Source organism: Streptomyces sp. NBC_01276 (assembly GCF_041435355.1).
In the GTDB taxonomy this organism is placed as follows: Bacteria; Actinomycetota; Actinomycetes; order Streptomycetales; family Streptomycetaceae; genus Streptomyces.
The window spans coordinates 8,041,876-8,054,874 of sequence record NZ_CP108442.1 but is presented as its reverse complement, the minus strand read 5'-3'; the positions used below and the strand labels follow the sequence as shown (position 1 = coordinate 8,054,874).

Here is a 12,999-nt window from a genome sequence, read left to right as displayed (position 1 = left end):
ATGTCGGTGGGCAATGGCGTGTGCACGGCTTCCGGTACGGGGTAGGCGCAGCGCATGATCCCTTCACTGCGCAGTCCGCAAGACACGGCATCCGGGCCCGCTCTCGTAGAGGGCCGCGGCGTGCTTTCCTCGGCCGTGGTCAAGGCCCTGCGCACCGGCCGGGCGCCCGTCTACGCGCCCGCCGCCGTCCTGCGGGCCGATCCGTGGGGCGAGGATCTGCAGCTGGGCCTCCACCTCTTGTACGAACTGCACTACCGGGGCTTCGAGGGCGTCGCCGACGACCTCGAATGGGACCCGGACCTGCTCCGCCTGCGCAACGCCCTGGAGACCCGGTTCCTCCACGCCCTGCGCGGCGAGCTGGCCGACGCCCCCCGCTCGGTGGAGGAGGCCTTCGCCCCGCTCCTCGTGGAGCCCGTGGACCCGAGCGGCAGCCTGAGTCACCGCCTGGAGACGGAGGGCGAGCTGTGGCAGTTGCGCGAGTACGCGGCCCTGCGGTCGCTGTACCACCTCCGGGAGGCCGACCCGCACGCATGGGTCATCCCCCGCCTGACCGGGCGCGCCAAGGCCGCGATGGTCGCCATCGAGTACGACGAGTTCGGCGCGGGCCACGCCGACCGGATCCACGCCCGGCTCTTCGCCGACCTGATGGGCGACCTCGGTCTGGACCCCGGCTACGGCCACTATCTCGACCGGGCTCCGGCGCCCCTGCTCGCCACGGTCAACCTGATGTCTCTGCTGGGGCTGCACCGTGCGTTGCGCGGGGCTCTCGTCGGTCACTTCGCGTGCGTCGAGGTCACCTCCTCCCCCGGGTCCCGCCGCCTGGCCAAGGCCATGCGCCGGTGCGGGGCGGGCCCGGCCGCCGAACATTTCTACGCCGAGCACGTGGAGGCGGACGCCGTCCACGAACAGGTCGTGCGCCACGAGGTCATCGGCGGGTTGCTGGCCGACGAGCCCGCGCTGGAGCCGGACATCGCCTTCGGCTGCGCGGCGACGCTCCTGCTGGAGGACCGGCTGGCCGCCCACATCCGCACGGCCTGGGACGAGGGCCGGTCGGCCCTGCGCACGCCCCCGATGTGACGGGTCACGTGTGGCGGCGGGCGGCACGCGTGGCCTCGTGGCGCGGTAGCGCGGTTTCAGCCGCCGAAGACGTTCATGAACGCCTCGCAGAACGCTTCCAGATCGTCCGGCTTGCGGCTGGTGACCAGGGTGCCGGCGCCCGCCCGGCAGACGTGGACCGGCTCGTCCACCCAGGTGCCGCCCGCGTTGCGGATGTCGGTGGCCAGGCTGGGCCAGGACGTGAGCGTGCGGCCCCGGACGGCGTCGGCCTCCACCAGCAGCCAGGGCGCATGGCAGATCGCCGCCACCGGCCGGCCCGCCTCGAAGAAGCCGCGCGTGAAGCCGACGGCGGCGCCGTTCATCCGCAGCGCGTCGGGATTCGCCACTCCCCCCGGCAGGACGAGGGCGTCGAAGCTCTCGTCCGTACGGCCGGTGAGGACCCGGTCGACCGGGTACGTACCGGCTTTGTCCAGGTGGCGCATCGTCTGGACCTCACCCGGCTCCGTCGAGACCAGCCGCGGGGTCCAGCCGGCCCCGAGGACCGCCTTCCAAGGCCCGGTCAGTTCGACTTCCTCGACGCCTTCGATCGCCGTCAGGAATGCGATGCGCACCGTACTCACGTCCTTCGTGTCGGGAGGATCCGGGTGGGCTCCGCGGCTGCGCGGAGGGGCTCACCCGGGGTCGTAGGACCCCGGAGTCCCGCTACCAGCGGTACCAGTGGCCACCGCCGCCGCTGGGGCGCGCGACGAACCCGATCAGCCAGATGACCAGAACGGCGATGGCGACCCACCACAGGATCTTGATGGCGAAGCCGGCGCCGAACAGCAGCAGCACGAGGAGAAGGACGAGCAGCAGAGCAATCATGGTTTCCACCTCCGGACCCGCGCCTGCCCGGTCCTGCGGGCTCCATGCCGGTGCGGGCGAGGGGCGGGCTCGGCGGGCAGCCGCCGGGCCGCCGCTCGTTCGGCGCGACGCGGGGCTCGCGGGTCCGCGGGGGTTTGGGGCGGCCGGTGCGGGACAGCCGCCAGGCATGAGCAGCTCCAGCGGCCACGGGGGTCACCGGTGGCCGGCACCCGTCGGGCGGGCACGCAGCGTGGTCCGTCGTACGCGGGCGGGGCGCCGCTGGGTGCGCGTGCGGGAACTGGCACTGTGGCAGCGCTCCCTCGGGTTCGCCGCCCTCGGCTTCCTGACGCTGGTGCCGCTGCTGATCGTCGTCTCGGCGGCGGACACAGCCAACGGGCAGGGATTCGCGCAGTGGCTCGGGGACGGGCTCGGCGTGTCGGCGGCCGCCCGGCTGGAGATCGAGCGGCTCTTCGCCCAGCCCGGGCAGGTCTGGCGGACCACGACGGCGTTCGGGCTGGCGCTGCTGACCGTGTTCGGCCTGTCCTTCGGCACCGTTCTGCAGAGCGGCTACGAGAGCATCTGGGACCTGCCCCCGTCACGTTGGTGGGCCAGATGGCGGCACGTGCTGTGGCTCGGCGTCCTGATCGGGGTGCTCTACCTGTCGGCGATCTCCCCGCCCTGGCGCGACTCCCCCGCCCGCGGGTTCGTCACCGTCGCGATCGGCATCCTGTTCTTCTGGTGGTCCCAGCGCCTGCTGCTGGCCGGCCGGATTCCCTGGGCGGCCCTGCTGCCCGGCGCGGTGGCCACCATGCTCGGACTGCTCGGTCTGCGGATCTTCTCCCGTCTCGTCTTCTCCCCGCTGATCGCGTCCAGCGCCGTCACCTACGGCCCGTTCGGCACCGTCCTCGTGGTCCAGTCCTGGCTCCTCGGCGTCGGCGTGGTCGTGTTCGGCGGCGCACTCGTCGGCAGGCTGCTGCACGAGGAGCTGCTGCGCCGGGCGAGCCCCGCGGACCAGGACGGCTGAGGCCTCCCTGACCGGTCCGGCTACGGTGGCGGGCGCGGCCCTGCGCTGTTTGGCTTGGGGGGTCCACCCTTTCCCCCACCCCACCCGAGGACGGTCATGAGCAAGGACAGCATGCCGAGCGAACGAGCCCGGGAGATGCGCGACAAGGCCCAGGAACTGGAGCAGGCGGCCCAGCGCGCGACGGATCCCGCGGAGCGGCAGCGGCTGAGGGACAAGGCCCTGCGCATCCGTGAGAAGAGCGAGCAGCAGAACGGCCCGGGCAGCGGGACCATGGATCCCATGTAGGCGTAGGCCCGTTGGTGCGGGGGGGGCTCGGCCGTCATTCCGCGTCGACGTCGTCCTCGTGGGTCATGGCCCGCTCCTGCCTCCGCCGCAGCTCCTCGGGGGTCCTGCCGGGCACCGGCTTGCCGGCCTCGGGGTGTACCGGGTCCGGGCCGGGGTGCTCCTGCACCTGCTCCTCGCGGCCGATGCCGGGCTCCTGGCGCTTGTGTTCCATACCCTTCATGGCAACTGCTCCTCACGGATCTCGTGGAACGGGGCTCCCTGCGGCCCGGGCGGCCGGGGAGTGAGGTGGTACACGGCGCGCCCGGTCGATGACGGGCATGGCCACGTTGCGGACCCTGACCCCGCCGGCCGTCATCCCGTGCTCGGTGCCCAGGTGGGCGTGTCCGTGGACGGCGAGGTCGGCGCCGATCTCGTCGATGGCCTCGGCCAGGAGGTAGCTGCCGAGGAACGGGTGGATCTCGGGGGGCTCTCCGGCCAGGGTGTCCGGGACCGGCGAGTAGTGGGTCAGGGCGATCCGCAGGGCGGTGCCGGCCTGGGCCAGGTCGGTGAGCGCGCGGCGCAGCCCGTCGGCACACGTACGGGAGTGCCTCATGAAGGCCTTCATCTCCGGTTCGCCGAAGTCGCTGCCGCAGCGGCCGGCGTACCCTCCGCCGAACCCCTTGGCCCCCGCCACGCCCACGGTGGTGCCGTGGAGGTCGAGGATGGCAGCTTCGCCTTCGAGGACGGTGACCCCGGCCGCGGCGAGGACGGCGGTGACCTCCCGCGGCCGGTCGCCGTGGTGGTCGTGGTTGCCGAGGACGGCCAGGACGGGCACGGGCAGGCCGCAGACCTCACCGGCGACGACGGCGGCCTCCTGCGGGGACCCGTGGCGGGTGAGGTCACCGGCGAGGAGGAGCAGGTCCGCGTGGTCACCGAGGGTCTCGAAGGCGGGTCGCAGGGTCCCCTCGCCGCCCGGCGCCAGGTGGATGTCCCCCACGGCCGCCACGCGGATCACGGCAGGTCCTCCTCGCGGTCGGGCGGACGTGCGCTGACGACGGTCAGGTCATGGCGCCACGCCAGCGGGTGCAGGGCCTCGGCGGCCATCCGCAGGACCGTCTCGCGGCAGTCCGGGGTGGAGACCGGTCCCCAGACGAGGACCGTGTGGCCGCGCAGCTCGACGCGGACCCCGAGTTCGGCGATGTCCTCGTGCGCGAGCCGGTCACGTAGGTGCTGGGCCCGGTACTCGGGCTGCGTGGGGTGGTGCGTCGTCATGGCGTGCCTGCTTTCGGGGCTCGATCACCCGCAGGCGTTCGAGGAGGTAGAGGAAGGCGTCGGGCAGGGGCTGGTCGCGGTGGCGGCGGTCGAGGAGGCCCCAGTCGATGCGTTCGCGGAGCATGCGGGCCATGGGGAGCAGTTCGGCGAAGTCGCAGTAGTGCTCGCACAGGGCGGTCAGGCGGCTGTCCATGAGGTCGGTCGGGGCGAGGACCGGCATGTGTACGGAGTCCACGGCGCGGACGTCCGCGCGCTGGAGGAGCTCCCGGGCGACGGGTCTGCCGGCGAGGTCCAGGATGAGGTCGATCTCCTCCTCGCCGTCACGGCCCTTGATCAGCCAGTCCTCGGGGGCGTCGATGACTCACGGCTCACCTCCCCGGAGGGGCGGATCTGCCGCCTCCGCCCGCTCCCCCGCCTCCGCCCGCGCCCGCTCCCGCGGGGGCCAGGGGCGGGGTGCCGGTCCCGGCTCCCCGGTGGAGGCCTTCGAAGAACTCCGCGACGGCCTCGGTGGCGGTCGCCGCCGGAGCCCAGCCCAGTTCCTCGCGGGCCCGCCCGGCGTCGAGCAGGGGCAGCCGCAGCACGGCGTCGAGGAGTCCGGGGGCGGCCGGTACCAGGTGCATGCGCCAGGCCGCGGCGAGTGCGGCGCGGGCGGCGCCCGCGGGCAGCGGCACCGTGCGGGTGTGCAGGATGTCGGCGATGGCGGTGGTGTCCAGCACGGGGTCGGCCACCAGGTTGAACGGGCCGTGGACCGGGCGTACGACGGCTGCGCGGTAGGCCTCGGCGGCGTCGTCGGTGTGCAGGGCCTGGAAACGCAGGCCGGACACGGCGGGGAGCGCGGGCAGCAGGCCCGGCCGGATGAGGCGCCACGGCAGGAGCGGGCCGGCGAAGATCCGGCGCTGCTCGCTCGCCGACTCCTCCTGGAAGAGGAACGCCGGCCGCATCCGCACCAGCCGCATGCCGGGGTGGGCGAGCTGGAAACCGTCCAGGTAGCGCTCCAGGTAGGCCTTCTCGCGGGTGTAGGCGGCGCCCGGCCAGCCGTGGGTGGGCCAGGACTCGTCGACGGGGCGTCCGTCGGCGGGGCCCGGCGAGTACGCGCCCACCGACGAGGCGTGCACCAGCACCCGCACCCCGGCCCGGGCGCAGGCCTCGAAGACCCTGATGCTGCCGAGCACGTTGGTCTGCCAGGTCGCGACGGGATCGTGGGTGGGCTGGAACTTCCAGGCGAGGTGGACGAGGGCGTCCGCGCCCGCGAAGAGCTCGGTCAGCCCGTCGTGGCCGGGGTCGACGTCCGCGGCGGCCCAGCGCACGCCGGGGATGCGGAGGTGCGGCAGCCGGCGGGCGACGCCGAGCACGTCGGTGACCGTACGGTCGGCGGCCAGGGCGCGGACCACGCTGATGCCCGCGTTGCCGGTGGCTCCGGTGACGACGACCCTCATGACGCCCACCGGGCCCTTCCGCCCACGCCGTGGCGGAATGACCTCCCCCGGGCGGGGGCCGGGTCCGGGGTGGTGAAGGTGCGCCCGGCCGCCTCGACCCGCAGGGCCTCCAGTACGGACGACTGCCGCCCCGCGCGAGCCAGGAGCCGGTCGAAGGCGGCCAGGTCCAGACGGGGGTCCGTGACCGCGAGGACCCTGAGCGAGCGCCACATCGACGCCTTGCCTTCCACCCCGAGACGCATGGCTTCCAGTTCGAGGACGTCGCTCAGGGGTGACCGCTTCACCAGTCTCCCGTTGAGCTTGAGCCTGGCCGCCTTCTCTCCCATGCGGCCCGCTGCGACCCTCGGCCACTGCGCGGGCACGTCGAGGGCGGTCATGAACTCGCGCAGGCTCTCCCGGTCCTCGGCGATCTCCTGGGCGAGCTCGGCCAGGGGCGGCCCCGCGGGCGTGCGTCGGTGCGTCCTGGCCATGCGGCGGATCAGAGAGACACCGCTTCCGGCGCCCGCGAGGTGGTCGTTGAGATAGATCGCCACGAGGCGCTGCGGGTCCGGCGGGGAAAGGGTGCGCGCTCGTACTCGCGAGCCGATGGTGTGGGTGTTCATGGCATGTCCGATCCGCTAGGTGGCCGGCAGCGGTTGCGCGGCGGGAACGGTGTGCTCGGACCGGGCCCGCTCGTGCAGGCCCGGTCGTGCAGCGCTGGGTCATGCGCCATGGCCCCGCGGGGCTCTTCCGTCGTGACCTCGTGTGCCGCTCCGTCGTGACCTCGTGTGCCGCCCGGGGGGACTGTCGGCCGGATGGCCGCGTGGACGTCAGGCCGGACCGCCCTTGGGGGCCCTGCCCTGGGTCCTCCGGGGTTCGGTTGGCGCGTGCCCCCGGACACCCGGTACAAACCCGGGGATCGGGCGGGTTCCCTGGGGACGGCATGAAACCGGGGAAGCCGGGCAGGTGCCCACCCATGACTGACGACCGACCGGCCGGGCGAAACGGGTCCGCGCCATGACGGGGGACGACGCGAGGTTGAAGGCGATCGCGGCGCTGGTGGGCCTGCGCGGCGGCGTCGGGGCGGACTACGTCTCCGAGCTGCTGGGCGAGGTCACGCCCGACCGGTTCACGGTGCCCGTCGAGGCGGACGCGGCGGAGATCGGCCTGTCCGTGCTGCAACAGGTGTCGGGACCTGTCAATTCGCTGATCAACGGCTTCATCCTGGCGTTCGAGGTGCTGGCGGACGCCTATGAGGAGATGGGCCCCGAGACGTCCACCGAGGAGGTCCTGCAGGAGCTGGCCCTGCGCATCGCGAGCGAGCCCGACTGAGGACCGGCCGACCGGCCGGTCCTCAAGCTCACGGGCGCCACTGGTGGGCGATCGACGACGAAGGCCCCGCGAACCGGGGCCTTCGCCGTACGGGTCAGGTGTGCGGGCCGCTGTTCGGGCCGTCGGCGCAGGCCCGCCCGGCCGGGCGTGGGCCGTCAGGGCGCGGGCGGGAACCTGTCCCAGGCCCGGTGTCCCGCCAGGGCCTCGGCGGCCTCCCGCACCGCCTCCGTAGCGCTGTCGCTCACGATGACGCCCGGCCCCTCCGGCGGTGCGATGCCCGCGGCTTCGAGTACGGTCTCCGCGCCGCTCCATCCGCCGACCGCCTTGCCGTGCCGGTAGGCCTCGGCGAGCAGGAGCACGACCCTCGGGTCGGGGGCCGCCTTCCCGGCGCCGCCCGTGTTGCCGGTGTTCCCGGCCTTGGCGTCCCGCGCCCCGTGGGCGTCGGCGGCCGGTGCGGGTGCCCCGGCGGTCAGGACGGCGTCGAACTCGACGGACCGGGCCGTGGCGAAGGTCCGCTGGACCTCGACGGGATCGCCGTCCGCGTCGAGCGTGCCACCCGCCGGTGCGATGATCAGCGGCACCATGTCCGCGTCCAGGACGGCCTGCCGGGCGGCGCGTACCCCGTCCGGGTCGGTGCTCCCGTCGGCGACGATCCCGACCACACGGCCGTCCGTCGGCCAGCTTCCGCCCATCTGCGACAGCGCCGGACTGGCGTCCGCGGCGACGAGTGGAACGGTCGCCTTCGGCACCGGCAGGCCGAGGCCCTCGGCGACGTGCCGGCACAACCGGGGATCGATGTTCGCCAGCACGGCGAGAGCGCGCTCCTTGACCGGCTGCTCGACGCACTTGTTCAGTTCGAAGGTGTACGCGGCGATGATGTGTTCGCGCTCCGTCGGGGTCATGCTCAGCCAGAAGAGCCGCGGCTGTGTGAAGTGGTCCGAGAAGGAGGCGGACGCCTCACGGACCTTGCTCGCCTCGGGCACCCGGACGGGCGCCTCGATGTACGCACCCGTGTCGGCTCCGGCCAGGAAGGGGCAGCCGCCCTCCAGGCTGTTGGGCCGGTACGGTGCCACTCCGGTGTGCACGGCGCTCTGGTGCATGCCGTCACGGAGCATGTCGTCGACGGGGGCGTGCGGCCGGTTGACCGGGAGCTGACCGAAGTTCGGGCCGCCGAGCCGGCTGATCTGGGTGTCGAGGTAGGAGAAGAGCCGCCCCGCGAGCAGCGGGTCGTCAGTGACGTCGATGCCCGGAACGAGGTGGCCGGGGTGGAAGGCCACCTGCTCGGTCTCCGCGAAGTAGTTGTCCGGGTTGGCGTTCAGGGTCAGCAGGCCGATGGGCTGCACCGGGGCCCGTTCCTCCGGAACGATCTTGGTGGGGTCCAGGAGGTCCACGCCTTCGAACGTCTGGTCCGGGGTGTCGGGGAAGACCTGGATGCCCAGCTCCCACTGCGGGAAGGCGCCCGCGTCGATGGCCTCGGCGAGGTCCCGGCGGTGGAAGTCCGGGTCCATGCCGCAGATCAGCTGGGCCTCCTCCCAGACCAGCGAGTGCACGCCCAGCCTGGGCTTCCAGTGGAACTTCACCAGCGCGGTCTCACCGGCGGTGTTGACCAGGCGGAAGGTGTGGACGCCGAAGCCCTCCATCATCCGGTAGGAACGGGGGATGCCGCGGTCGGACATGTTCCACAGGGTGTGGTGGGTGGCCTCGGTGTGCAGGGACACGAAGTCCCAGAAGGTGTCGTGGGCGCTCTGCGCCTGCGGGATCTCCCGGTCCGGGTGCGGCTTGGCCGCGTGGACGACGTCGGGGAACTTGAGCGCGTCCTGGATGAAGAACACCGGGATGTTGTTGCCCACCAGGTCGAAGGTGCCCTCGCCGGTGTAGAACTTGGTGGCGAACCCGCGGGTGTCGCGTACGGTGTCCGCCGAGCCCCGGGATCCGAGGACGGTGGAGAAGCGGACGAACACCGGTGTCTCGGCGTCCTTCGCCAGGAAGGCGGCCTTGCAGACCTCGCCGGCGGTTCCGTACCCCTGGAAGACGCCGTGGGCGGCGGCGCCACGCGCGTGCACCACCCGTTCCGGGATCCGTTCGTGGTCGAAGTGGGTGATCTTCTCGCGCAGATGGTGGTCCTGGATCAGCACCGGTCCGCGTGCACCGGCCTTCAGCGCGTGGTCGCTCTCGTACAGCCGAGCCCCCTGCGCCGTCGTCAGGTGGCCGCCGCTCCGCGCCGGGGGGCCGCCGTCGGGCGTTTCGGGCGTCGCTTCGGAGTTTCCTGTCGTCATCGTTCCTCCCAGGGGCAGTCCGGGTGGGCGCCGTGTTCGTTCACGCGCCGTGTCCATCGGGGGGTGGCGTGTCCATCAGGGGGTGAAGAGCACCTTGACGACGCCGTCGTGCTTCTTCTGGAACATCTCGTAGGCGGCCGGCGCCTCTTCGAGCGGCATGCGGTGCGTGGCGAAGTCGTCCACGCCGAGGGGGTCCCCGTCGGTGAGGAGGGGGAGGATGTCGCCGACCCAGCGGTGGACGTTGGCCTGGCCCATGCGCAGTCGGAGCTGCTTGTCGAACATGGTGAGCAGGGGCAGGGGGTCGGCCGCGCCGCCGTACACGCCCGACACGGAGACGGTGCCGCCGCGCCGGACGAGGCCGATCGCGGTGTGGAGCGCGGCGAGCCGGTCGACTCCGACGCGCATCGTCAGCGCGGCGGCGAGCCTGTCCGGCAGGAACGTGGTCATTCCCTGCGCCACGGCGGCGAAGCGGCTGCCGTGCGCTTCCATCCCCACGGCGTCGATGACGGCGTCGGGGCCCCGTCCGCAGGTGAGCGCGCGCACCGCGTCGGTCAGGTCGTCGCCGCACTCCTGGACGTCGAGGGTGTGGACGCCGCGTCCACGGGCCCGCTCCAGTCGTTCGGGGACGAGGTCGACGCCGATGACGGTTCCCGCGCCGCGGTGGGCGGCGATGCGGCAGCTCATGTCCCCGATGGGGCCGAGGCCCAGTACGGCGACGCTGCCGCCGGGCGGGACGTCCGCGTACTCGACCGCCTGCCACGCGGTGGGCAGGACGTCGGACAGGTAGACGAAGCGGTCGTCGGACGGCCCTTCCGGCACCGGGATGGGGAGGGTGTTCCCGAACGGGACGCGCAGGTACTGGGCCTGGCCGCCCGGCACTTGGCCGTAGAGCTTCGTGTAGCCGAAGAGCGAGGCGCCGGTGCCGTGCTCGTGGACCTGCGTGGTCTCGCACTGCGAGTGCAGGCCCCGTTCGCACATGAAGCACGTTCCGCACGAGATGTTGAAGGGGATCACGACGCGGTCGCCCGGTCCGAGGCCCGTGACGGCGGGGCCGGCCTCCACCACGACGCCCATCGGTTCGTGGCCGAGGATGTCACCGGCGTCGAGGAAGGCGCCGAGTACCTCGTAGAGATGCAGGTCGGAGCCGCACAGGCCGGTGGTCGTCACCCTGATGACCACGTCGTCGGCAGCGCGGACGGCAGGGTCCGGGACGGTGTCGACGCGTACGTCCCGCTTGCCGTGCCAGGTAAGTGCCCTCATCACGTCTCCTCACCGTCTGTCGCCGCCGAGGTCCTGCGTTCCCTTCGGCGCCTGCCCCCCTCGGTGCGGCCGAACCGGGAACGGAGGGCCTTTTGCCGCGGGGGCGGCCCGCGGACCCCGATGTTCACGCCGACGGGATCGTGGGTAGGCGCCGCCCGTGATCGCCTCTCAGCCCCTCGCGGCCCGCCGTTTCCGGGGCCGGTCAGGAGGAACCCCGTGCCGAGCACTGCCTTGACGTACAGCGATCCCCTGCCCCGCCTGATCGCGCTTCCGGGCGTGTACCGGCCGCAGGCCGACACCGCGCTGCTCGCCGGCGCCCTCGCTCGGGAGCCGCTGCGCTCGGGTGCGGAAGTCATCGAGATCGGTACGGGAACCGGCGCGATCGCCCTGCACGCGGCGGTCAGGGGCGCCGAGGTCACCGCGGTCGACGTGGCATGGCCCGCCGTGCTGGCCGCCCGGCTGAACGGATGGCGCTGGCGGCTGCGGCTGCGCGTCCTGCACGGCGACTTCGCCGCCCGGACCCGGGGCCGGCGTTTCGACCTGGTCCTGGCCAACCCGCCCTACGTCCCCTGCCCGGACGCGCGGGTGCCGACCGGCGGGGCCCGGCGCGCCTGGGACGCGGGCAGGGACGGACGGGCTGTCATCGACCGGATCTGCACCGCGGCACCGGCCCTGCTGCGCCCCGGAGGGGTCCTCCTGATGGTGCACTCGGGGATGTGCGGGGTGTGGGAGACCCTTGAGCTCCTGGCACGGCAGGGACTGTCCGCCGAGGTCACGGAGCGGGCATGGGTGCCCTGGGGGCCCGTGCTGCGTTCCCGCCGGGCCTGGCTCCGGGAGCAGGGCCTGACACGGGACGACGGCGACGAACGGGAAGAGCTGGTGGTCGTCCGTGCCCGGCACCTCTGAACCCGGCATCTCTGAACCCGGCATCTCTGAACCCGGCATCTCTGAACCCGGCATCTCTGAACCCGGCATCTCTGAACCCGGCCGCGCACCTCGGGTGCCCGCCGACAGCGCTCCATGCGCCCGGCGGGTGTCCGTGGACCGCGCCGGACCGGTGTTGGTGGAGGGCCCGGTCGAGATCGTCCTGGACGACGGAACCATCGCCCGGTCGGACCGGTTCATGGTCGCCGTGTGCACCTGCCGCCGCAGCCGTGCCTACCCCTGGTGCGACACCAGCCACCGCCCCCGCGAGGGCGCGGCCCTCAGAGGGGCGTCGGCGCGCGGGGAGAAGGGGTCTTGATCGGGGTGTGGGCCCAGTGGGCGGTGTGGGGCCCAGTGCACACGGCGCCGGTCCCACCGGACGAGTTGCTATGCGTACACGATCGGGGGCAGCGGTTCGCGGGCTTCGTGCCAGGCCGCCGGGAGGGACGCGACGCCCGTGCGCGCCGCGATGACCCCGCCCGCGATGGCGCAGGTGGTGTCGATGTCGCCGCGTCCGGTGACGGTGGACCACAGGCCCTCGTGCAGGTCGTCGAGGTGGCCCGCCGCGCACCAGAGGGCGTAGGGGACGGTGTCGGGAGCGGACATCCGGTAACCGGAGCCCAGGACCTCCGCCGCGTGCCGGACCGATGTGTGCTGCGGCATCCGGGCCGCCGTCCGGACCCCGGAGCGGACGTCACCGACGGGGATCCGCTCGGCGACGGACCAGAGGAAGTCCGGCCTCGCCGGGGCGGCCCCGCCCCGGCTGCGGGTGGCCAGCGCCGCTGCCACGGCGACCGCCACCGCGCCGGCGACGGCTTCCGGGTGGTGGTGCGAGACCTCGCTCTGCCGGGCCGCCTGCTCGGCAACGGCCTCCAGGTCTTCGGCGAGCCAGGCACCGAGGGGGGCCACGCGCATGGCGGAACCGTTGCCCCAGGAGCCCTGGCCGCCGAACTGACCGGCGACCACTTCCTGCCAGGCTTCGCCCGCGCCGATCCGGCGGAGCACGTCGTGCATCGAGGCTCCGTAGCCGCGGTGCGTGTCGTCGGTGTAAGCCTCGGCGAGCCGCAGGGCGAAGCGGTCCTGGTCGACGGCCCCGCCGCCCCCGGCGAGTTCCCGCAGGAGTACGAGCGCCTGGGCGGTGTCGTCAGTCCACTCCCACAGCGCCTCCGGGGGCAGGATCCGTGCCTCCAGGGCCGCCAGGCCCTCGCGGCGCAGGATCCCGAACCAGCGGTCGCCGAAGGCATCACCGAAGGCGAGACCGGACAACGAGTCGAGCGCGGCGGCAGGCAGTTTGATCATCGGCCCAGTATGACCAGGCACCGACGTCCCGGCA

Annotated in this window: 17 protein-coding genes; 6 read left to right on the top strand and 11 right to left on the bottom strand. The window is 73.2% G+C overall.

The features are described from left to right. The first annotated feature begins 54 nt into the window (after positions 1 to 54). Positions 55 to 1,077 (top strand): iron-containing redox enzyme family protein, encoded by a 1,023-nt coding sequence (locus tag OG295_RS36200; RefSeq protein WP_371680906.1) that lies wholly within the window; start codon positions 55 to 57, stop codon positions 1,075 to 1,077. Between the two features lie 56 nt (positions 1,078 to 1,133). Here OG295_RS36200 and OG295_RS36195 read toward each other — a convergent pair whose 3' ends face one another. Next, the gene (locus OG295_RS36195) at positions 1,134 to 1,667 is read right to left on the bottom strand and encodes a type 1 glutamine amidotransferase domain-containing protein (RefSeq protein WP_371680905.1); all 534 of its coding nucleotides are present in this window, start codon (positions 1,665 to 1,667) and stop codon (positions 1,134 to 1,136) included. A 91-nt stretch (positions 1,668 to 1,758) separates the two neighbouring features. Then, a complete protein-coding gene (locus tag OG295_RS36190) occupies positions 1,759 to 1,920 on the bottom strand; it encodes a hydrophobic protein (protein WP_285543404.1) in 162 nt (53 codons plus the stop codon). Between the two features lie 166 nt (positions 1,921 to 2,086). Here OG295_RS36190 and OG295_RS36185 point away from each other — a divergent pair, with 166 nt between their 5' ends. Beyond that, on the top strand, positions 2,087 to 2,923 hold the full coding sequence (locus tag OG295_RS36185; RefSeq protein ID WP_371680904.1) for a ribonuclease BN: 837 nt from the start codon (positions 2,087 to 2,089) through the stop codon (positions 2,921 to 2,923). 96 nt (positions 2,924 to 3,019) lie between these two features. Then, positions 3,020 to 3,208, top strand: a complete 189-nt coding sequence (locus tag OG295_RS36180) for a DUF6381 family protein (RefSeq protein WP_371680903.1) — start codon at positions 3,020 to 3,022, stop codon at positions 3,206 to 3,208. 34 nt (positions 3,209 to 3,242) lie between these two features. Here OG295_RS36180 and OG295_RS36175 read toward each other — a convergent pair whose 3' ends face one another. The 6 genes from OG295_RS36175 to OG295_RS36150 form a co-directional block, all read right to left on the bottom strand. Further along, on the bottom strand, positions 3,243 to 3,428 hold the full coding sequence (locus OG295_RS36175; protein WP_371680902.1) for a hypothetical protein: 186 nt from the start codon (positions 3,426 to 3,428) through the stop codon (positions 3,243 to 3,245). Positions 3,429 to 3,440: 12 nt separating this feature from the next. After that, on the bottom strand, positions 3,441 to 4,202 hold the full coding sequence (locus tag OG295_RS36170; protein ID WP_371680901.1) for a metallophosphoesterase: 762 nt from the start codon (positions 4,200 to 4,202) through the stop codon (positions 3,441 to 3,443). Continuing rightward, entirely contained in the window at positions 4,199 to 4,459 is a 261-nt protein-coding gene (locus OG295_RS36165; RefSeq protein ID WP_371680900.1) for a hypothetical protein, read from the bottom strand. Before OG295_RS36165 ends, OG295_RS36170 begins: the two co-directional genes overlap by 4 nt. Beyond that, the gene (locus OG295_RS36160; protein ID WP_371680899.1) at positions 4,407 to 4,694 is read right to left on the bottom strand and encodes a hypothetical protein; all 288 of its coding nucleotides are present in this window, start codon (positions 4,692 to 4,694) and stop codon (positions 4,407 to 4,409) included. The genes OG295_RS36165 and OG295_RS36160 overlap by 53 nt, the downstream gene beginning before the upstream one ends. A gap of 133 nt (positions 4,695 to 4,827) precedes the next feature. Further along, positions 4,828 to 5,895, bottom strand: coding sequence for an NAD-dependent epimerase/dehydratase family protein (locus OG295_RS36155; protein ID WP_371680898.1), 1,068 nt, complete (start codon positions 5,893 to 5,895; stop codon positions 4,828 to 4,830). Continuing rightward, on the bottom strand, positions 5,892 to 6,497 hold the full coding sequence (locus tag OG295_RS36150; RefSeq protein ID WP_371680897.1) for a hypothetical protein: 606 nt from the start codon (positions 6,495 to 6,497) through the stop codon (positions 5,892 to 5,894). The genes OG295_RS36155 and OG295_RS36150 overlap by 4 nt, the downstream gene beginning before the upstream one ends. A 415-nt stretch (positions 6,498 to 6,912) precedes the next feature. Between OG295_RS36150 and OG295_RS36145 the strand changes: the two genes are divergently transcribed. Next, positions 6,913 to 7,206 (top strand): hypothetical protein, encoded by a 294-nt coding sequence (locus OG295_RS36145; RefSeq protein ID WP_371680896.1) that lies wholly within the window; start codon positions 6,913 to 6,915, stop codon positions 7,204 to 7,206. A gap of 155 nt (positions 7,207 to 7,361) precedes the next feature. Here OG295_RS36145 and OG295_RS36140 read toward each other — a convergent pair whose 3' ends face one another. Next, complete coding sequence (locus tag OG295_RS36140; protein WP_371680895.1) at positions 7,362 to 9,539, bottom strand: catalase; 2,178 nt, start codon at positions 9,537 to 9,539, stop codon at positions 7,362 to 7,364. Positions 9,540 to 9,557: 18 nt separating this feature from the next. Further along, complete coding sequence (locus OG295_RS36135) at positions 9,558 to 10,742, bottom strand: zinc-dependent alcohol dehydrogenase (protein ID WP_371680894.1); 1,185 nt, start codon at positions 10,740 to 10,742, stop codon at positions 9,558 to 9,560. A gap of 231 nt (positions 10,743 to 10,973) precedes the next feature. Here OG295_RS36135 and OG295_RS36130 point away from each other — a divergent pair, with 231 nt between their 5' ends. Together OG295_RS36130 and OG295_RS36125 are read left to right on the top strand one after the other, a co-directional pair. After that, a complete protein-coding gene (locus tag OG295_RS36130; protein WP_371681412.1) occupies positions 10,974 to 11,648 on the top strand; it encodes a HemK2/MTQ2 family protein methyltransferase in 675 nt (224 codons plus the stop codon). 127 nt (positions 11,649 to 11,775) lie between these two features. Beyond that, positions 11,776 to 11,985 carry a CDGSH iron-sulfur domain-containing protein gene (locus tag OG295_RS36125; protein WP_371680893.1) on the top strand — a complete coding sequence of 70 codons (210 nt, stop codon included), beginning with the start codon at positions 11,776 to 11,778 and terminating at the stop codon, positions 11,983 to 11,985. Positions 11,986 to 12,053: 68 nt separating this feature from the next. Here OG295_RS36125 and OG295_RS36120 read toward each other — a convergent pair whose 3' ends face one another. Continuing rightward, entirely contained in the window at positions 12,054 to 12,965 is a 912-nt protein-coding gene (locus OG295_RS36120; RefSeq protein WP_371680892.1) for an ADP-ribosylglycohydrolase family protein, read from the bottom strand. Positions 12,966 to 12,999: the final 34 nt, after the last annotated feature.